Origin of the sequence: Mycoplana sp. BE70 (assembly GCF_031455855.1) — a bacterium.
In the GTDB taxonomy this organism is placed as follows: Bacteria; Pseudomonadota; Alphaproteobacteria; order Rhizobiales; family Rhizobiaceae; genus Mycoplana.
The window spans coordinates 128,361-146,047 of sequence record NZ_JAVDTM010000003.1 but is presented as its reverse complement, the minus strand read 5'-3'; the positions used below and the strand labels follow the sequence as shown (position 1 = coordinate 146,047).

The following is a 17,687-nucleotide window of genomic DNA, read 5'->3' as shown; positions in this document are numbered from 1 at the left end:
GAGCGTGGCATCGCTTCTACCCGAAGAGATATAGCGGTGGCGATCGCGTCGGCAAGTTCACTGCATGCGCTCGAGGACACCCACAAACGAATCGGCGAAGTTCTTTAGTCCGGTGGTCGCTTCGCTAGGGTCCTCGACGCGAATTCCCGTGCCGTCGGCATCGAGAAGCGCAAAGACGATCTTCATGCCGTTGCCGTTTGCCTCGGGTATGCGCAGCGCCGCGACGCGCTGGCAGTCCTCGGCGAGACCGGAGGCCGGCAGGTCGAAAAGGAACTCGCCGTCGAGCGACTTGGCGGCGCGGCGCACCGCCTCGGAAAATCCGTCCTGCTCGGTGGCAAACCCGTCGAGCGACAGTTCCAGTTCGATCAGTTCAAGCGGAAGGGCAGGCTCGCTAGCGGGGGGAGGCAGGGCCAGACGGACGTCGTGGCCAATCATCGATGTCGATGCCATACAGTATTCTCCTTTTGCCCGCCCACCGGGAAAATCGTTAACGAGCGTGTCATTTTTGCGGCACACAAGGAGATTCGGCTCCCGGCGATCCTGTCCACCGATTTCGGGTCGCAGTCGATCACGGCCGGATCACGCATTGACGTTGCCGCTGCGAGAGAGTTGTTTGTTGCAGTGCTTTGCGTCGTCAGCCTTTGGGTGGTGCGCGGGCGGAGAAGAGGAGCGGCCAATGGCAATGGTCATTCGATACGAGCGGCCCAACTCCCATGCGGCGCACTGGGCGCGCCGCATGGCGTCCTTTGCGCTCGTGCTTTTTCTCGCCGCTGCCTTGTCGCATCGCTTCGGGCCGCTGACGACGCCGCATTTCCTCGCGCTTGCCGGCATCGCTGCCGGCCTTGCGTTGTGTGCCGTCCTGCTCGCCGTCACCGGACTGGTGCGGCTGTGGCGGGTTGGCGCGCGTGGCGGCAAGGCAGCCTTTACGGCACTCCTGTTAGCGGCCCTTCCGCTCGGCGTGGCCGGCTATGCCGTCCAGGCCTATTTCACCCGGCCGATGATCTACGACGTAACGACCGATCCTTACGCGTCGCCCCCCTGGCTGAAGGTGCCGCTTGCCAACCAGGACTTTCTGCCGCGGCCGCCGGTGACGGTCAGGGACCGGGAGGTTCAGGATGCGGCTTATCCGGGCTTGACGGGCCGCCGCTACGAGGGGGCGCTCGACCGCGTTCTGCAGGGGGTGCGCAAGGTTGCCGAGGAACAGGGCATCGTCTTCACCGAGGAAAGCGGGATGGAGAACGTGATCGCCGATCTGGAGGACCTCGTGGTCAAGCCGGAGGCGGACAAGTCCGGCGAAAGCGAAATCGCCGTCGTCCCAGTCCCTTCGGAGCGTCCGGTCGAACAGGGGCTGCTGCCGAACAGCGGCGGGCCGAGCGACGTGCTGTTGCAGGGCGAGTGGCGTTCGCAGTTGTTCGGCTTCCGTTTCGACGTGTCGATCCGACTGCGCGAGGAGGAGGAGACGGCGCTCGTCGACATGCGAGTTGCCTCGCGCTACGGTCCGCATGACCTTGGTCTGGGAGCCGCTTTCGTGGAGCGCTATCTGAAAGCGCTCGACGCAGAGCTTCTCGGTATTGCCGGCGACTAGCCATGACCTCACCGGCAGCCTTCGGCTTGGTTGCGGTGCGACGATGCCGGAGCGAGCGCGGGGCATTGACGCCCCTGCAATGCGCGCTATCCTAAGTTGATCTTCAACCGAGGGCCGTGCACATGGAAAACGCAGGCGTTGGCTGGATCGCCGCCATCATCATCGGCGGCATTGCTGGATGGTTGGCCGAGATGTTCATGAAGTCGCAAATGGGCGTGTTCATGAATATCGTGCTCGGCATTGTTGGTGCCTTTGTCGCCAATCTGCTCTTGAACCTGATCGGCGTGAACCTCGGGGGATGGGTCGGCTACCTGATTGCCGGCTTCATCGGCGCTTGCGTCCTGATCGCGGTCGCGCGTGCGATCAGGCGCTAACGAGGGATCGTTAGCGACCGAAACAACCTCAGACGGGCAGGTAGGTGCCGTTTAGCGACGGTGGACCCTCGGTGACAACTTCGCCGCGCTCGACGAGGTCCTCCAGGTGCGCAAGCACGGAAAGGGCCGCAGCCCCGTGCAGGCGCGGGTCGGTGTCCTTGTAGATCGCCTTCACCATGTCGGCGATCAGCCGGTCGCCCTTGCGGATCCGTTCCTTTACCGCCCGCTCGCGCATCTTGCGGTGCGTGCGCAGGCCGCGGAGGAACGCGGCGGGTTCCAGAACGGGACCGCCATGGCCGGGCAGGTAGAGCCGGTCGTCGCGCTCGAGCAGCATCTCCAGCGAGGCCATGTAGTCGGCCATGGCGCCGTCCGGCGGCGCCACGATCGACGTGGCCCAGGCCATGACGTGATCGGCTGAAAAGAGGATGCCGGTGTCGCCGAGCGCGAACGCGGCATGATTGGCAGTATGGCCGGGCGTCAGAAGCGCCGTCAGCGACCAGCCGTCGCCGGTGACGCGCTCGCCGTGGGAAAGCGCAAGGTCGGGCAGGAAGTCGGTGTCGGAGCTTTCGGCGAACGGATTGGTCTCGCCGGCATGGAGCGGGCGTGCCGCCCGATGCGGTCCTTCGGCGACGATCAGCGCGCCCGTCTCCGCTTTCAGCCGGCGGGCGAGGGGCGAATGGTCGCGATGGGTGTGGCTGACGGCGATATGGGTGACCTCGCGGCCTTTCAGCGCCTTCATCAGCGCCTGAAAATGCGCCTCGTCGTCCGGCCCGGGATCGATCACGGCGACCGAGCGGTCGCCGACGATATAACTGTTTGTGCCGTGGAAGGTGAACGGCGAAGGGTTGTTGACGGTGATGCGCTGCACATGATCCGCCACCGGCACGGCCTCGCCGTACGCCGACTGGAATTCGAGATTGAAGGCGGGTGCGGCGGACTTTTTCACTTGTACTCGATCTCGATGAAGCTCATCGGCTCGTCGCCGCCATTGACCACATTGTGGGCCACGCCCGCCTCGCGGCGGTAGACGAGGCCGGCCGGCCGATGCACGCGGTTCGTACCGCTCTCGTCCTCGATCAAAAGGTGGCAATCGGTCATCGGCACGACCACGTAGCCGAGCCCATGCACGTGATGGCCGGTATCGGCGCCGGGCTCGAAGTCCCAGCGGGTGACACGCACGACCGCGTCGTCGAGAAGCAGGGTGGGCATGGCGGGCGGGCGGGCGCGGAACTGGCTCATGATCTCTCCATTGCAATTGCTGGCACGCCCATGCACGTGGCGGCGCGCGCGGCGGCGACCTTAGCGCATAACCACGATGACCGGAATCGATTTTCCGAGGCAGAAGCAAGCGCAGATTCAAGCCGTTATCGCCATTCATGCCGGCCCAGCCATCTCCCACCGAAACGCGCCTGCCGCAGTGTCATTGTCGGACGAAGAAGCCGGTGCAGCGCAACGACAGCAGACACAGCCGGGCAACCAGCAACGGAGCAAGGCGCACTGGAAAGAAACTTGGGCAGATGGCAACTTAAGGATTGTCCGCCGGGATGAGCTTTGCTATCAGGCTCCCGCTTGGCGGGCACTAAAGCCCGCGCGTTGGGGCGTAGCCAAGCGGTAAGGCAGCGGTTTTTGGTACCGCCATCCCCTGGTTCGAATCCAGGCGCCCCAGCCACCACTTTTTATCAATAAAATTCAGCGGCATATCGTGGTTCGTGCCTCGATACGTGCCGCATTCAGTGCCTTAATCGCGTTGCAGCGGGCACTGCAGCGGGCGGATTCAAATCTGTTGAGTCCCCGCGTTCCAAACGCGGGTACGGCCTGGGCGGGCATCGCCCCACCACCAATCGGGTAGGGCGTTTCCCTTCACTCAGAACCCATGCCGATAGAACCCCTCGGCCATCCGGTCGATGGTGGCGATCTGGTAGGCGGTGAAGTCCGGGTTGGGCTGCTGGAAGTCGAGGCGGACCGCCAGAGGGTCGGGTGCGATGATGGCGGAGCCGGAAAGCGTGGCGATCACTGCGTGACCGCAGAAGGGAACGTGCGCTTCCGAATAGCCGCCCTCGTGCACAAGCAGCAGCCGGCCGCCGCAGAGCGCATCGGCGGCTTCCATGGTCATGCGGGTCATGTCCGCGAAGGTTTGCGCAGACGCCAGCATCCGCGACAGCGGATCGACGCCGGAGGCATCGAAGCCGCAGGCGACGACGATGGCATCCGGCCGGTAGCGCTCGAGCGCCGGCAGCACGATCCGCTGGAAGGCGTGCAGATAGCCGAGGTGACCGGTTCCCGGCAGCATCGGGATATTGATGTTGCAGCCTTCGCCCTTGCCCTCGCCGCGGTCGGCCACCCGGCCGGAATCGCGCGGATAGCAGTTCTCCTGGTGCAGAGAGATCGTCAGGACATCGGCGCGGTCATAGAAGATCGCCTCAGTGCCGTTGCCGTGGTGGACGTCCCAGTCGATGACGGCGATCCGCTCGGCCCGCTTCTCGGCGAAGGCCGCCTCGACGGCGATGGCGATGTTGGCGAGCAGGCAGAAGCCCATCGGCTTGTCCGGCAGGCAATGGTGGCCGGGCGGGCGCGACAAGGCATAGGCATTGCGCTGGCGGCCCGACAGCACGCTGCGTAGCGCACCGGTGGCGAGCCCCGCCGAAAGGGCCGCCATATCATAGCCGCCCGGTCCGAACGGCGTCCGCTCGCCGAGTTCGCCGCCCTTGTCGTCTGACAACCGCTTGAAGGCCTCGAGATAGGCGGCAGGGTGCACGCGCCGCAATTCCTCCTCGCTCGCCACTGGCGCGGACGACACCGAAAGTTCGTCGATCAGGCCGGTGACGCTCAGGAGGTTCTTCAACCGACGCTTGGTTTCCGGATTTTCCGGCAGTCCGCCGGCCGCGAGCGGCTGGACGAGGCCGCCGACGGGCGCGATGAAGGCATAGCTGCCCCCCGAGTGCCAGAAGCATTTCTCATCCCACCAGAAACCGGTTTGCATTGCTGAGTTCACGTGCCTGTTCCCTGCGTTCGATTCTTGTCGCACCCGTTGCATAGCATGGGGCAAGGAATCGGTCAGGCGGCTATTTTTGGCATCCGGGCGCGGCGGACGCCTCGTAGGCTGGGGCCTTGTATCATCTAGCGTCGTCAGGCGTGTCTCGAAGCCGGGGAGCATTCTTCGATATTACCGGCTGCTGACGATCCCCGGATTACGGGGACCGTCCGGTTCATGCGTCGGAACGCTTACTCGTGGATGGTGTATTCGCCGAGCTCGCAGAGGTTCTGGGTGTCCGTCGTGGTGTCGAGGTCGTCACCCTGGAACTCGAAGCGCATGTCGTATTCGCAGACGGTGCGGCCGTCGGCGATCGTGATCTCCATCGCTTCACCCGGGCCAAGCGCCTGGCGGCCGAAGATGTCGTCTTCCCAAGCCTCGACGCCGACCGGAGAAGCGTAGAAATTGTTCAGGACGGAGTTCGTGCCGTTCTTCAGGGTGAAGACCAGGTCCTCGGCCTGGGCTGCGCCGGCGGTCAGAGAAAGTGCCGCAGCGAGCGCCGCAAATTTGAACTTATTCATATTATACAACCCTTTAAAGCCCCCATTATTTGGGTGTAAGCGTTAGAGCAGGTTGTATCTGAACGGAAAATGAACCTGAACTGGTCCGAACACAATTCCTACATCCAGCGATTGATTTTGGATGCTTTTTTACAATGGCGACCATGGCATCCGGGAAGATGGGGCGTGCCGTCATCGCCGACCATCCTGCCCGACGCTCAGTTGCGCGCCTTGTGCCAACCCGCGGCCAGCGCCTCTTCCTCGCTGCAGAACCAGCGTTCGCCACCGGCGGGCTGGACGCGGATTGCCGCATATCGATCCTGACCGGGCAGATAATAGGCCCTGGCGCCATCGACCAGGTCGATATTGCCCTTGATCTGGCAGTTCTGGATCGCGGCGCGGAAGGCGGTGACCAGCCCCGCGCCGCTCATATTGTCGAAAATGACGAACAACAGCCCGACACAGATCAGGCCGGGGATGGCTGACACAAGCGGCAGGTTGCGACGGCGCTCCTGCCTATGCTCGGCAAATTTCGGGTGCATCATACTCCCTCCAGCATCCCCCGATGATCGTCGCAGGGTGTTGCCGGGCGCTTAAGAAATAGGCTTATCCCAGAATAAAAGGAGATACTAAAATTTTAACAATTGGTATACATCACAACGACTTCGGTGGGAGGTGGGCCGACGAGGTGATGGATATCAGGGTGCGGAGAACTGCCCGATCGGGATGATTTCCGGGGCGTCCTCGTGCCATGCGCCGCCCTGCCAGTCGCCCGCCCAGCGCTCGACCGAAAGACCGCTAGCGGCAAGCATCGCTTCGATCTCCGGCTTCGGGGTGAAAAGGATTTTCGATGCCGCCGTAAGATGCGGGCCGCCGTTTTCGACGAGATAGTGGGTCTCGTAGGTGACGATGCCGGTGGCAGCGTCGTGCATCATGTCGTTCCACGCCTTCACTCGTCCGGCTTGCGGATGCACGATCAGACGCTCGGAGCTCTCCGGCACCCATTCCAGCCATTCGCGGACGAGCGGGTTACGCGTATCGAAGACGAAGCGGCCGCCGGGCGCCAGATGGGCGGCGATGGTGGCAAGGACGGCGCGCTGGTCATGCTCGTTCAGAAACACCTGAAACGCGTGCCCGGTCATCACCACGAGGTCGAAGGTCTCGCCGAGCCGGATCGTCCGTGCATCGCCCTCGATGAACCGCACGCGCTCGGCGCCGGGTTTGGCGCGGGCGATCTCGAGCATTGCCGTGGCCGGATCAACGCCGACGACGCGGCGGCCTTCGCCAAGCGAAACCGCAAGCTCGCCCGTGCCGCAGCCGAGGTCGAGGACCGAGCGGGCATCGGCTGCGAGCGCAGCGCAATAGTCGAGGTCTGCACCCCAACCGTTTTCGAGATCGTAGAAACCTGCGAACGCTGCGTCATCGAAGAGGCGGTCGAATGCGGGCATACGCGGTCTCCTCGCAGTCGCAAACAACGACAATGGAACGAAAAAGGCCGGTGCGGGGCTCCGGCCTTGGTTTTCTGTCAGGCGCTCGGGGCTGCCTTTGCCGCGTCCAGCACCCTTTCGCAGTGCGACGGGCCGCCCTTCGGATCCCTGCGGTCGACGACGGGGCGGATCTTGCGGATCTTGTAGTCGCCGTTGACGGTTAGTTCGACCTGGCAGGCCTTGCGGTTAATAAAGCCGCCGCGCCAGGTATAGAGCGTCTGTCCGTCCGTGCCCTCGATGTCGCGGACCGGCGGGCCGTAGGCGGCAAAGAATACGCCGGCGGACTGGCCTATCCAGCGCGTTTCCAGCGCAGTGGTCGGGACGGTGGGGGCGACGGTGGTGCATCCGGCGACGGCAAGCATCAGGCCTGCCAAAGTGGCAATGCGAAGGATCATGCGAACCAATTCCTTGGGCGTTGTGCGGGGTAAATGCTGGCTCTTGGGAGCGTGCAATCCGCTCTAGCGCAGCGCGGGCAAAAGGAAAGCCGCTTCTGCGGCAACACGCGACTGTCCAACAATCGATTCGTCGAGTTTGACCGAATTGCAACACTTTTGCGGCGCCATGTGCCGGACCGGGATCGGGGCGCCCGCAGCCGAGGAATGGCGATCGCTTGCCGAAAGGTGCAATCCCGGATATCCAATCGCCACCATGAGCATCGAATCCGTCCGCAAGTTCTTCGAGGCGCACGCGCCCGAAATCGAAATCCTCCAGACCGAGGAAAGCTCGGCTACGGTCGCGCTGGCGGCCGCCGCCCATGGCGTCGCCCCCGAGCAGATCGCCAAGACGATCTGCCTGCGCGTCGGCGAGGACACGATGCTCGTCGTCGCCAGCGGCACGGCCCGCCTCGACAATCGCAAGTTCAAGGACCGCTTCGGCGGCAAGGCCCGCATGCTCGAGGCCGAGCAGGTGGTGGCGGTGACGAGCCATCCGATCGGCGGCGTCTGCCCGTTCGGCCTGCCCTCCGAGATTCCGGTCTATTGCGACGTGTCGCTTAAGGCCTTTGAAGAGATCGTCCCCGCAGCGGGCGCCACCAACGCCGCCGTGCGCATCCCGACGCAGCGGATGATCGAGCTCGTCGGCGGCACGTGGGTGGACGTCTGCCAGTAATACCAACCTGCACTGATATTGACCGATTGCGTGGGCCGGATGCGGTCATCCGGCGAGGAGCAGACCGCAGAGCGATGCCCTGCATCGCGCGAGGATTGCGACACTGCCGGTGGCCGACATCCGGCCCACCCGAAGGGCCGGGCGCTTTCGGCTTCCGGGCGGCGTCGAAAATTCCTCGTCGGACCGACAGTCCGACTGCGGTTTTCTCCTTGCCGGAAACCGAAATCGCTCCGGCGCAATCGGTCAATATCAGTGCAGGTTGGTATAAGCTTCAGTTGGCGAAACTTTCTCGCGCGCCAATTCGTAGTGCGTTCCGATCCGACACGCGCGCCGGGTTGTGGTAGGCTGCCGCCATGGACGCACACGCTGACGACGACTTCTTCCGCGCGATGCAGGGCTTCTCCGATTTCGAGGGCGTGGCCGAGGCCGGCAACTACCACCCGCTCCCAGATGGCTGGGCACTGGTGCTGGCGGACATCGTCGATTCGACCGGCGCCATCGAGGCGGGCCGCTACAAGGCCGTCAACATGGCCGGCGCCAGCGTCATCTCCGGCGTTCTGAACGCGATCGGCCGGCACGACCTTCCCTTTGTCTTCGGCGGCGACGGCGCGCTGGTCGCCGTTCCGGCCTCGCAGGTGGGTACGGCGCGCGTAGCCCTTTCGGCCGTGCAGCGCTGGTCGATGGAGGAACTCGGGCTGGACATGCGCGGTGCCGTCGTTCCCGTATCCGTAATCCGCGCCGCGGGGCAGGATGTACGTGTGGCACGCTACCAGACAAGCGAGTTTGTCGCCTATGCGATGTTTGCCGGAGGCGGTGCGTACTGGGCCGAGCAGCGTATGAAGGAAGGGCTGGAAAGCAACCGGATCGCGCCGCCGGGCACGCGGCCGGATCTGGCGGGCCTCTCCTGCCGGTGGAACCCGATCTCGGCGCGCCACGGCGAGATGGTTTCCATCATTGCGGTGCCGGCGCCGGGCAGCAGCGAAGCGGTCTTCCGCACGTTGATCGCGGACATCGTCGCCATTGCCGGCCGCGAAGAACAGGCTGGCCATCCGCTCGACGTCAAGGGGATGCAGTTGGGGCTCAACCGGTTTTCTTTGGACGCCGAGGCGCGGGCGGCGGTGCCGAAGGGAAGGCGACTCGGTCGCAAGGCCTATATCGTCCTGCAATACGTTCTGATGCAGGTGCTTTCGCGGTTCCGGCTCACCCTTGGTCGCTTCGACCCGGAACGCTATCGCCGCGACATCGTCGCCAATTCCGACTTCCGCAAATTCGACGACAGGCTGAAGATGACGCTCGACATCGAGCCCGGCCGGCTGGCGGAGATCGAGGCGCGGCTGGAGGAGGCGAGGGCAGCCGGCGTGTGCCGCTACGGCCTGCACCGGCAGGATTCGGCGCTGATGACCTGTGTGGTGCCGACGCCGCTCAGCCGCGACCACGTGCACTTCATCGATGGCGCCGCCGGCGGTTACGCGCTCGCGGCGGCCAAGCTGAAGGCAGGGATGCAGGACGCTTCGATTTCAGTTGCGCCCTGAACGGCCGCCTTGCTGCGCAGGCGGGCGGCGTATTGGAAATACGCCGCAGTTGGGATTGCCCCTTGGCGGCTCGAATGTGCCGCCATCCGGCTTCGCTACTCTTCGAGCAGGGCCCGGGTGAGCGCGTGGTCCGGGCTGGCGAGCCCGTCGACGACATCGAAGTGGTGGCGGTTCGGCTCCAGGACCAGCGCGGTGTCGGCCCCGAGACCTGTCCAGATGTTGGCGAGCAGGGCGCTCTGGCGGCGAAATTCCGGCCGCTCGTCGTCGCCGACCCAGCAGGTGATGCGAGCGCCGTCCTTCGGCCGCAGCAGCGCAGGGCTCTCCGCCAGCGCCTCGCTTTCGATAAGGCCAAGTGTCTCGTTCATCGCCGTGTGCATCAGCGGGCGCAGGTCGTGGAGCCCGGAAATGGAGACGACATGGCGAATGCGCGAACGGACGTGCGGCGGCAGCGGCGCGTTTTCGCAGATCATGCGGCTGACGAGATGGCCGCCGGCTGAATGCCCCGTCAGCATCATCGGTCCTGCCACCTGCTCCGCTGCGGCGGTCACGGCCGCGCCGATCTCGCTCGTGATGTCGGAGATCCGAACCGTCGGGCAATGCGTGTAGGTCGGCATCGCGACGGCATAGCCGCGGGCGAGCGGGCCGGCCGCGAGGTGCGAGAGGTAGCGCTGGTCGCATTGCATCCAGTAGCCTCCGTGCACAAAGACGACGAGCCCTTTGGGGGCTCCATCGGGGAAGAACAGGTCGAAGCGATTGCGCGGGCGCGGGCCATAGCCAAGATCGAGCCGTGCCCTGCCGGAGGTCGTCGCGGCCTCGAGGAACCGCCGCGCCGGCTCCACCCATGCGGCCGGCCAGCGATGGCCGCCGGCGATGTGTGCGTCGTTGGTATAGGCATCGCTCCAGTCGTCGATCCGGTATCCCAGCATGTCAGTCCTCCCCTCTGATGTCTCCGTCTATAGGGCGGCGCCGGAGGCGGGGGTAGCCGGGCGAGGGAAATTTTCGCCGGAAGGGTTCAGGTCCGGATAAAATTGTGATCAATGCAGGAGAGAGCAGCGCGCGACGATGACCGGCCCCACCTGCCGGCACCTTCTCCCGCAAGCGGGCGAAGGACGAATGCCGCGGCGTTTCCGGTCCCCTCTGCCCGCTCGCTGGCAGAGGGCTAGGGGTGAGGGGCAGCTTGCGCCATCAGGGAGGAACAACATGACCGAGCCATACGATCCCGCCAAGGAAGGCGCGGAAATGTCGTTCAAGGATCGCATGTCCTACAGCGACTATCTCGACCTCGAAAAGGTGCTGAACGCACAGGCGCCGCTGTCGAACGCCCACGACGAGATGCTCTTCATCATCCAGCATCAAACGTCCGAACTGTGGATGAAGCTGGCGCTGCACGAGATGCGGGCGGCGATCGCCGCGATTCGGTCCAACCGGCTGGATCTTTCCTTCAAGATGCTGTCGCGCGTCGCCCGGATTTTCGAACAGCTGAACAGCGCCTGGGACGTGCTGCGGACGATGACGCCGAGCGAGTACACCGAGTTCCGCGACGCACTCGGCCAGTCCTCCGGTTTCCAGTCGTGGCAGTACCGGGCGATCGAGTTCCTTGCCGGTAACCGCAACCTTGCCATGCTCGGCCCGCACCGGCACCGCCCCGACCTAATGGAGAAGCTCGAGGCAATTCTGGCCGAACCGTCGCTTTACGACGAGGCCATCCTGCTGCTCGGACGCAGCGGCTTCGACATCGGCGCCGATGCAGTGCGCAGCGACTGGCGCGAGACGCGCAGCGAAAGCGACGCGGTTCTCGCCGCCTGGCAGGCGGTCTATCGTGATCCGCAGCGCCATTGGATGCTCTATGACCTCGCCGAGAAGCTTGTCGATTTCGAGGACTATTTCCGCCGCTGGCGCTTCAATCATGTCACCACCGTCGAGCGTGTCATCGGCATGAAGCGCGGCACCGGCGGCACGGGCGGCGCCTCCTACCTGAAGAAGATGCTGGAGGTCGTGCTGTTTCCGGAGCTGTGGAAGGTCCGCACCGTACTTTGAGTGCAGCTTGAAGTGCCGGAATCGGCGTATGAACTTGGCCGCCTAGGATGTTGAAATGAATCGGCTGTTTGACGCGCCGCCGGTCAGGTCGTGAGTTCGACGGCCCGGTTTTCCGCACCGCCTTCCGAATGGGCATAGACGTCCATCGTGTAGCCGATGTGCTCCTCCATCAGCTTCCGAGCACGTTCCGTGTCCCGGTCGAGTGCTGCCTCCATCAGCGCGGTGTGATGGGCGAGCCCCATCGCCTCGCGCAGGGCGGCCATCGCGGCCTCGTGTCCGTCCGTCCGACCGGCTGCGGCGCGCAGCGTCGGTACCAGCCCGAGAAAGCGGTGATGCCGGCGCAACTGATCGGAAATCGTGCCCCGGAAGCGAAGCAGCCAGTTCGACGTAGCCGCCCCGATCAGCGCCGAATGAAAGGCCTCGTGCTTGTCGTCCCAGTCGTCGACGGCCGCTTCCGAAGGGTCGTCGGCTGCCGTCTTGCAGCGGGACAGCCGATAATGTGCCGTGACTATGGTTTCTTCCCAGCTGCTGTCGCCGCGCTCGATGGATTCGAGCAGAAGCGGGACTTCGACAACCATGCGCGCACGAACCAGGTCCTCCAGCTCATGTCGCGATACCGGCGCCACGGCGAAGCCGCGATTGCTGACCGCTGTCACCAGTCGTTCGGCTTCCAGCCGCGACAGCGCCTCGCGCAGGGGCGTCCAGCCGAGCGCGTAGTTCTCCCGCAAGGAGCCGAGCTTGAGGGATGCTCCGGGGGGCAGGCGGGTGGAAAGGATGTCGCGTCGAAGGCGCCGGTATGCCTCCTCCGTCTTTGTCCCGCCCTTTGTCCCGCCAGTCTCGTTCCGCATGGTTTCTCCCCGGTCGGAGCCGTCCACTCACTCAAGCATATTAGGGTAAGTTTCGGCAAAATATATATCATCTGTAAATAGGCCGAAGATTATATATCGGCGTTTGACAGCGCCCTTTCCACCGCTATGATCGCCTCAGACCGCGGGCTTAGCGCGGCTTTGATCCTGTGGGAGGGAAAGATGTTGAAGTCGAAGTTTGGTTGGTTGTCCGGGATCGTTGTCGCCGGCGCCCTGATGGCGGCAGGCTCCGCTGCCGCGGAGCCGATCCGCATTGGTATTGCCAATTTTGGCGAGCATCCGCAGCTGAATGCCTCGATCGACGGCTTCAAGAAGGCGCTGGCCGACAACGGCTTCGTCGAAGGCACGGATGTCGTCTACACCGAGAGCCACACCAATTTCGACGCCTCGCTTGTGCCGCAGATGATCCAGAAGCTGCAGTCCGAGCAGCCGAAGCTGATCTATACCGTCACGACCCCGGTCTCGCAGATCGCCAAGAAGGCGCTTGCCGGCTCCGGCATTCCGGTCGTCTTCACCGCCGTGACCGAACCGGTCGCTGCCAAGCTCGTTCCCTCCTGGGACGCGGGTGACGAAGGCATGACCGGTGCCACCGACCTCCAGGACGTCGGCGCGGTGATGGAGTTCGCCAAGAAGCTGTTGCCAAACGCCAAGCGCATCGGCGTGCCCTACAATCCGGGTGAGGCCAACGACGTGGCTCTCCTGGAAAAGATGAAGGAAGCGGCGCCTGCTGCCGGGTTCGAAGTCGTCGAAGTCGGCGTCGACAACGTCAACGACATCCAGCAGCGCATCGCCTCGCTGGCAGGTAAGGCGGACGTCATCTACACGCCTGCCTCGAACCTGCTGCAGCCGGCGATCGCCGCTGTTGCCGCCGCCGCCCGTCAGGCCGGCATCCCGATCGTCAACTCCGATGACGCCTCTGTCCGCGACGGCATCGTGCCGGCAAGCTTCGCTGTGAACTACAACCAGGTCGGCCTTGCCGCCGGCAAGATCGCCGCCGAGATCCTCAAGGGCAAGGACCCGAAGGAAATTCCGGCCTGGCGCCCGGCTTACGAGGACCATGCGCCGCTGGTGAACAGGGATGTGCTGAAGGAATTCGGCGCCGAGGTTCCGGCCTCGCTCGACGGCTGCGAGTGCTTCACGAACTAAGCGTCTGAATGGGAACACGGAATGATCGGCGGCGCCCTCGGGCGCCGTCGTCACACAGGGAGGAACGGATGCTCGAAATCCGCGCGGCGCGAAAGACCTTCTACAGGGGGCAGCCGGACGAAAAGATCGCGCTCGACGGCCTCGCCCTCAAGCTCGCCGCCGGCGAATTCGGCGTGGTCATCGGTTCCAACGGGGCCGGAAAGAGCAGCATGCTCAATGCCGTGTCGGGCGCACTGGTGCTCGATAGCGGCAAGATTCTCATCAATGGCGACGACGTCACCGACATGCCGGTCTACAAGCGCGCCGCCCGCCTGGCCCGCGTCTTCCAGGACCCGATGAAGGGCACGGCCGCCAGCATGACGGTGGCGGAGAACATGCTCTTGGCCGAACTCCGCTCCTCGAAGCGCGGGCTCCGCAAAGGCCTGAACGCCGCCCGCCTCGCTGCCTACAGGGAGCGCCTGTCGGTGCTCGGCCTCGGCCTCGAAAACCGGCTCGATACCCGTGTCGACCTGCTCTCCGGCGGCCAGCGCCAGTCGCTGTCGCTGATCATGGCCGTCGGCGGCGAGCCGGACGTGTTGCTGCTCGACGAGCACACCGCCGCCCTCGATCCGCGCACCGCCGACATCGTCATGCAGGCGACCGTGCGCGCCGTCGAGGCGCTGAAGCTGACGACGCTGATGGTGACCCACAACATGCAGCATGCCGTCGATTTCGGCGACAGTGTCGTCATGCTCGACGCCGGCAAGGTGCGCCTCGAGATCACCGGCGACGCGAAGAAAAAGGCCACGGTTGTCGACCTGGTCAGCCACTTCGCCGTCAAGACCGACCGCATGATTCTGGCGAGCTGACGACCATGGATTTCTTTCAGACCACGCTTACGAGCTTCCTCGGGCTGATCCCGGTCACGCTCGCCCAGAGCCTCATCCTCGCCTTCGTGGTGCTCGGCATCATGATCCCGTTCCGCATGCTGAACTTCCCGGACCTGACGAGCGAGGGCGCGTTCCCGCTCGGTGGTTGCGTCTGCGGCGTTATGCTGGCGGCGGGCGTGGCGCCGTTCCCGGCGGTGCTGGCGGCCCTGTGTGTCGGCTTCCTGGCCGGCTGCTGCACGGCCTTCATCCACCTGCGCTTCCGTATCCACACGCTGCTCGCCGGCATCCTGATGATGACGATGCTCTACAGCATCAACCTGCGCATCATGGGCAAATCCAACCTGTCGGTGTTCGGCTCGCCGACGTTGTTCGACAACGTGCCGTTCGCGCAGCCCGGCTTCCCGGCGGCCAAGATCGTCGTCGCCGGCCTGTTCGGCCTCGTCGTCTTCCTGCTGCTCGACCGCTTCTTCAAGACGGAGAAGGGCACGGCGGTGCGCGCCGTCGGTGCCAACCCGGACATGGCGGAGGCGCAGGGCATCAACGTCTGGGCCGCGACGATCGGCGGCGTCGGCCTCGCCAGCGCGTTTTCGGCCACCGGCGGCGCGCTGATGGTGCAGTCGCAGGGCTTTGCCGACGTCAACATGGGCATCGGCATCCTCATCAATGGCCTGGCGGCGTTGATGATCGGTGAGGCGATCATCGGCAAGAAGACGGTGCTGCGCCAGCTTCTCGCACCCTTCGTCGGTGCGGTGGTCTACTACCAGCTCGTCTCGCTCTGCCTTGCCGCCGGCATGCCGCCGCCGGACCTCAAGCTTGCCACCGGCCTCTTTGTGCTCGCCATGCTGGCCCTGCCGAGCCTGAAGCGCACGCGCGGATCGGCGCCCGCACGCGAGACCATTCGCGAATAGAAAGACAGCGCGCTCCCGACGATGGCTCGGTCGGGCGCGCCTCGAATCGTCGTGCCCAACCACGCGGCCGGGTACGACGGCTAGACGATAAAGGATTGCTCGATCATGACCGGAACCCTCGATATCGCCGCCGTCGATGCCATGGACGCCGCCGACCCGCTGCGCGCCTTTCGCGAGCGTTTCGCCCTTGCCGACGGGCTGATCTATCTGGACGGCAACTCCCTGGGGGCGGCGTCTCTTGCGGCTTTTGCCGAGCTGGAAACAGCGGCAAGGGAGGAGTGGGGCCGGGACCTGATCAAGAGCTGGAACACCGCCGGCTGGTTCCAGCTGCCGTTGCAGCTCGGCGACAGCGTCGGACGCCTGATCGGTGCGGCGGCCGGTCAGACCGTCGTCTGCGACACCACCTCGCTCAACATCTATAAGGCGCTGCATGCGGCCGTGGCGCTCCGCCCGGGCCGCAAGGTCATCGTCGCCGAAGCCGGCAGCTTCCCGACCGACCTCTACGTCGCCGAGGGGGTGATTTCGACTCTGCCGGGGATGGAACTGCGCCTTGAGGGCATTCACGCGCCAAAGATCGAGGATCTGATCGACGAAAGCGTTGCAGCCGTCCTGGTCAATCACGTCAACTACAAGAGCGGCGAGTTGCGCAACATGGCCGCCCTGACAAAGAAGGCGCACGAGGCCGGCGCGCTGGTCGTCTGGGACCTGTGCCATAGTGCCGGTGCGCTGCCGGTCGATCTCGACGGCGCGAACGTCGACTTTGCCGTCGGCTGTACCTACAAATACCTGAACGGCGGCCCCGGTTCGCCGGCTTTCGTCTACGCCGCCCGCCGCCATCACGACAACATCGTCCAGCCGCTCAGCGGCTGGTGGGGCCACGCGCGTCCCTTCGCCTTCGAGCATCGCTATGCGCCCGGTGACGGCATGGTGCGCTTTCTTTGCGGCACGCAGCCGATCCTGTCATTGCGCGCGCTGAAGGGCGCCCTCGACGTGTGGGAGACGGTAGACATGGCGGTGCTTCGTAAAAAAAGCATCGCCTTGACGGATCTCTTCATTCGTCTCGTCGAGGATAAATGCGGACGGTACGGTGTGGTCCTGGAGACGCCGCGTGAGGCCGCCAGGCGCGGCAGCCAGGTGTCGTTTGCCCACGAGGGCAGTTACGAAATCATGCAGGCACTGATCGAACGCGGGGTCATCGGCGATTTCCGTGCGCCGTCCACGATGCGGTTTGGCTTCACGCCGCTCTATGTCGGCTATCGCGACGTGTTCGAGGCGGTCAACGTGCTGGAGGAGATCCTGCGCACCGAAGCCTGGCGGGACGTCCGTTATGCAGTTCGAGGTGCGGTGACCTAGCGTCAGCCCATCGGGCCATTGATTGCGTAGAGATGATCATTGCTGGGGCTCGGCCGGATCGAAGAGGAGATCGCGCGGTCGCGTCTTTTTGTTGTCATTTTAGTATCCTCTAACTGACGGACGGTCGGTGGAGGAGGCAAGGATGCGATACTGGTGCGTTGTACTGCAAGTCCTCGTTGTGACGGTCGCCTTCGCGCGGCCGGTTCTGGCTCACAGTTTCTATGATCTGGAATGCTGCGCCGGTCGCGATTGCATGCCTGTCCCGGAGGGGGAGGTGACGCCGACGAAGGAGGGATGGCTGGTCAAGACGACCGGCGAGGTCATCAAGTACAACAGCTGGCCGGTGAAGCACTCGCCCGACGGCCGCTTCCACCGGTGTGCAGGTCTCGGCGACTTCGGTCCAAAGGGACGCACGCAATGTCTCTACGTGCCCGATTTCGGCGAATGAACGCTGACCGCCAGCTGCTACGCCTTACCTTGCCGGTCTAGCTGCTGCTGGTCATGCTAACGGGGTTGCCATGGGCACCATGGCTGGCTGCAGAACTCGTCGACATAATGATCTTCGCCCTGGTTTGACTGGGTAACAGGACCGCGAATAACATCGCTGCCATGGTTATCGTTATCGTCATTGTCATCGCTGTCATTGTTGTCGCTTTGAGCTTGGGCAAGTTGCTGACGAGAGCTATGTTCTGCGGCGAGTGCGCCGATTGACAGAGTAGAGAGTGTGAGTGTTGCTATCGCCATTACCTTCAGAAGCGAGCGCATGGCACGTCTCCTAATGCTGGGCAGCACGGCGCCGGAAAGGGGGCCCTGAGAGGTTTTTCCTCACGCAGATGACAATACAGCACAATCGCTGATAGTGCCATAGCCGGATCTGGCGGTTGGCGAAATT

General features: G+C 64.3%; 21 protein-coding genes and 1 tRNA gene. 11 read left to right on the top strand and 11 right to left on the bottom strand.

What is annotated here, in order from left to right; genetic code table 11:
- Positions 1–57 precede the first annotated feature (57 nt).
- Positions 58–450 carry a hypothetical protein gene (locus J2Y48_RS06885; protein WP_310414768.1) on the bottom strand — a complete coding sequence of 131 codons (393 nt, stop codon included), beginning with the start codon at positions 448–450 and terminating at the stop codon, positions 58–60.
- A gap of 232 nt (positions 451–682) precedes the next feature.
- Between J2Y48_RS06885 and J2Y48_RS06880 the strand changes: the two genes are divergently transcribed.
- The gene (locus tag J2Y48_RS06880) at positions 683–1,585 is read left to right on the top strand and encodes a DUF1499 domain-containing protein (protein ID WP_310415712.1); all 903 of its coding nucleotides are present in this window, start codon (positions 683–685) and stop codon (positions 1,583–1,585) included.
- A 122-nt stretch (positions 1,586–1,707) separates the two neighbouring features.
- Positions 1,708–1,959, top strand: coding sequence for a GlsB/YeaQ/YmgE family stress response membrane protein (locus J2Y48_RS06875; protein WP_310414765.1), 252 nt, complete (start codon positions 1,708–1,710; stop codon positions 1,957–1,959).
- A 28-nt stretch (positions 1,960–1,987) separates the two neighbouring features.
- On the opposite strand, the gene J2Y48_RS06870 is transcribed toward J2Y48_RS06875, so the two are convergent.
- Positions 1,988–2,905 (bottom strand): MBL fold metallo-hydrolase, encoded by a 918-nt coding sequence (locus J2Y48_RS06870; RefSeq protein WP_310414762.1) that lies wholly within the window; start codon positions 2,903–2,905, stop codon positions 1,988–1,990.
- Positions 2,902–3,198: a cupin gene (locus J2Y48_RS06865; protein WP_310414759.1), complete on the bottom strand. Its 297-nt coding sequence runs from the start codon at positions 3,196–3,198 to the stop codon at positions 2,902–2,904. The genes J2Y48_RS06870 and J2Y48_RS06865 overlap by 4 nt, the downstream gene beginning before the upstream one ends.
- 355 nt (positions 3,199–3,553) lie before the next feature.
- Between J2Y48_RS06865 and J2Y48_RS06860 the strand changes: the two genes are divergently transcribed.
- A tRNA-Gln gene (locus J2Y48_RS06860) sits at positions 3,554–3,628 on the top strand.
- 195 nt (positions 3,629–3,823) lie between these two features.
- Here the strand turns inward: J2Y48_RS06860 and J2Y48_RS06855 are convergent.
- From J2Y48_RS06855 to J2Y48_RS06835, 5 genes are all read right to left on the bottom strand, one after another.
- Positions 3,824–4,951 carry a class II histone deacetylase gene (locus J2Y48_RS06855; protein ID WP_310414756.1) on the bottom strand — a complete coding sequence of 376 codons (1,128 nt, stop codon included), beginning with the start codon at positions 4,949–4,951 and terminating at the stop codon, positions 3,824–3,826.
- 230 nt (positions 4,952–5,181) lie between these two features.
- Positions 5,182–5,511 (bottom strand): hypothetical protein, encoded by a 330-nt coding sequence (locus J2Y48_RS06850; protein WP_310414754.1) that lies wholly within the window; start codon positions 5,509–5,511, stop codon positions 5,182–5,184.
- Between the two features lie 197 nt (positions 5,512–5,708).
- A complete protein-coding gene (locus J2Y48_RS06845) occupies positions 5,709–6,032 on the bottom strand; it encodes a succinoglycan biosynthesis protein exoi (RefSeq protein WP_310414751.1) in 324 nt (107 codons plus the stop codon).
- Between the two features lie 156 nt (positions 6,033–6,188).
- Positions 6,189–6,938, bottom strand: coding sequence for a methyltransferase domain-containing protein (locus J2Y48_RS06840; RefSeq protein WP_310414748.1), 750 nt, complete (start codon positions 6,936–6,938; stop codon positions 6,189–6,191).
- A gap of 77 nt (positions 6,939–7,015) precedes the next feature.
- Complete coding sequence (locus J2Y48_RS06835) at positions 7,016–7,372, bottom strand: hypothetical protein (protein ID WP_310414746.1); 357 nt, start codon at positions 7,370–7,372, stop codon at positions 7,016–7,018.
- 253 nt (positions 7,373–7,625) lie between these two features.
- Here J2Y48_RS06835 and J2Y48_RS06830 point away from each other — a divergent pair, with 253 nt between their 5' ends.
- Entirely contained in the window at positions 7,626–8,084 is a 459-nt protein-coding gene (locus J2Y48_RS06830; RefSeq protein WP_310414743.1) for a YbaK/EbsC family protein, read from the top strand.
- A gap of 353 nt (positions 8,085–8,437) precedes the next feature.
- Positions 8,438–9,616, top strand: a complete 1,179-nt coding sequence (locus J2Y48_RS06825) for a DUF3095 domain-containing protein (RefSeq protein WP_310414740.1) — start codon at positions 8,438–8,440, stop codon at positions 9,614–9,616.
- A gap of 95 nt (positions 9,617–9,711) precedes the next feature.
- On the opposite strand, the gene J2Y48_RS06820 is transcribed toward J2Y48_RS06825, so the two are convergent.
- A complete protein-coding gene (locus tag J2Y48_RS06820; protein WP_310414737.1) occupies positions 9,712–10,542 on the bottom strand; it encodes an alpha/beta hydrolase in 831 nt (276 codons plus the stop codon).
- Between the two features lie 274 nt (positions 10,543–10,816).
- Between J2Y48_RS06820 and kynA the strand changes: the two genes are divergently transcribed.
- Positions 10,817–11,653 (top strand): tryptophan 2,3-dioxygenase, encoded by an 837-nt coding sequence (gene kynA / locus J2Y48_RS06815; RefSeq protein WP_310414734.1) that lies wholly within the window; start codon positions 10,817–10,819, stop codon positions 11,651–11,653.
- Positions 11,654–11,736: 83 nt separating this feature from the next.
- Here kynA and J2Y48_RS06810 read toward each other — a convergent pair whose 3' ends face one another.
- A complete protein-coding gene (locus tag J2Y48_RS06810) occupies positions 11,737–12,501 on the bottom strand; it encodes a GntR family transcriptional regulator (RefSeq protein ID WP_310414731.1) in 765 nt (254 codons plus the stop codon).
- A gap of 180 nt (positions 12,502–12,681) precedes the next feature.
- Here J2Y48_RS06810 and J2Y48_RS06805 point away from each other — a divergent pair, with 180 nt between their 5' ends.
- The 5 genes from J2Y48_RS06805 (at position 12,682) to J2Y48_RS06785 (ending at position 17,243) form a co-directional block, all read left to right on the top strand.
- Positions 12,682–13,665, top strand: coding sequence for an ABC transporter substrate-binding protein (locus J2Y48_RS06805; RefSeq protein WP_310414729.1), 984 nt, complete (start codon positions 12,682–12,684; stop codon positions 13,663–13,665).
- Positions 13,666–13,733: 68 nt separating this feature from the next.
- Positions 13,734–14,513, top strand: coding sequence for an ABC transporter ATP-binding protein (locus J2Y48_RS06800; protein ID WP_310414726.1), 780 nt, complete (start codon positions 13,734–13,736; stop codon positions 14,511–14,513).
- 5 nt (positions 14,514–14,518) lie between these two features.
- The gene (locus tag J2Y48_RS06795; protein WP_310414723.1) at positions 14,519–15,442 is read left to right on the top strand and encodes an ABC transporter permease; all 924 of its coding nucleotides are present in this window, start codon (positions 14,519–14,521) and stop codon (positions 15,440–15,442) included.
- A 105-nt stretch (positions 15,443–15,547) separates the two neighbouring features.
- Positions 15,548–16,795, top strand: a complete 1,248-nt coding sequence (gene kynU / locus J2Y48_RS06790) for a kynureninase (RefSeq protein WP_310414720.1) — start codon at positions 15,548–15,550, stop codon at positions 16,793–16,795.
- 142 nt (positions 16,796–16,937) lie between these two features.
- On the top strand, positions 16,938–17,243 hold the full coding sequence (locus tag J2Y48_RS06785; RefSeq protein ID WP_310414717.1) for a hypothetical protein: 306 nt from the start codon (positions 16,938–16,940) through the stop codon (positions 17,241–17,243).
- A 56-nt stretch (positions 17,244–17,299) separates the two neighbouring features.
- Here J2Y48_RS06785 and J2Y48_RS06780 read toward each other — a convergent pair whose 3' ends face one another.
- A complete protein-coding gene (locus J2Y48_RS06780; RefSeq protein ID WP_310414714.1) occupies positions 17,300–17,560 on the bottom strand; it encodes a hypothetical protein in 261 nt (86 codons plus the stop codon).
- Positions 17,561–17,687: the final 127 nt, after the last annotated feature.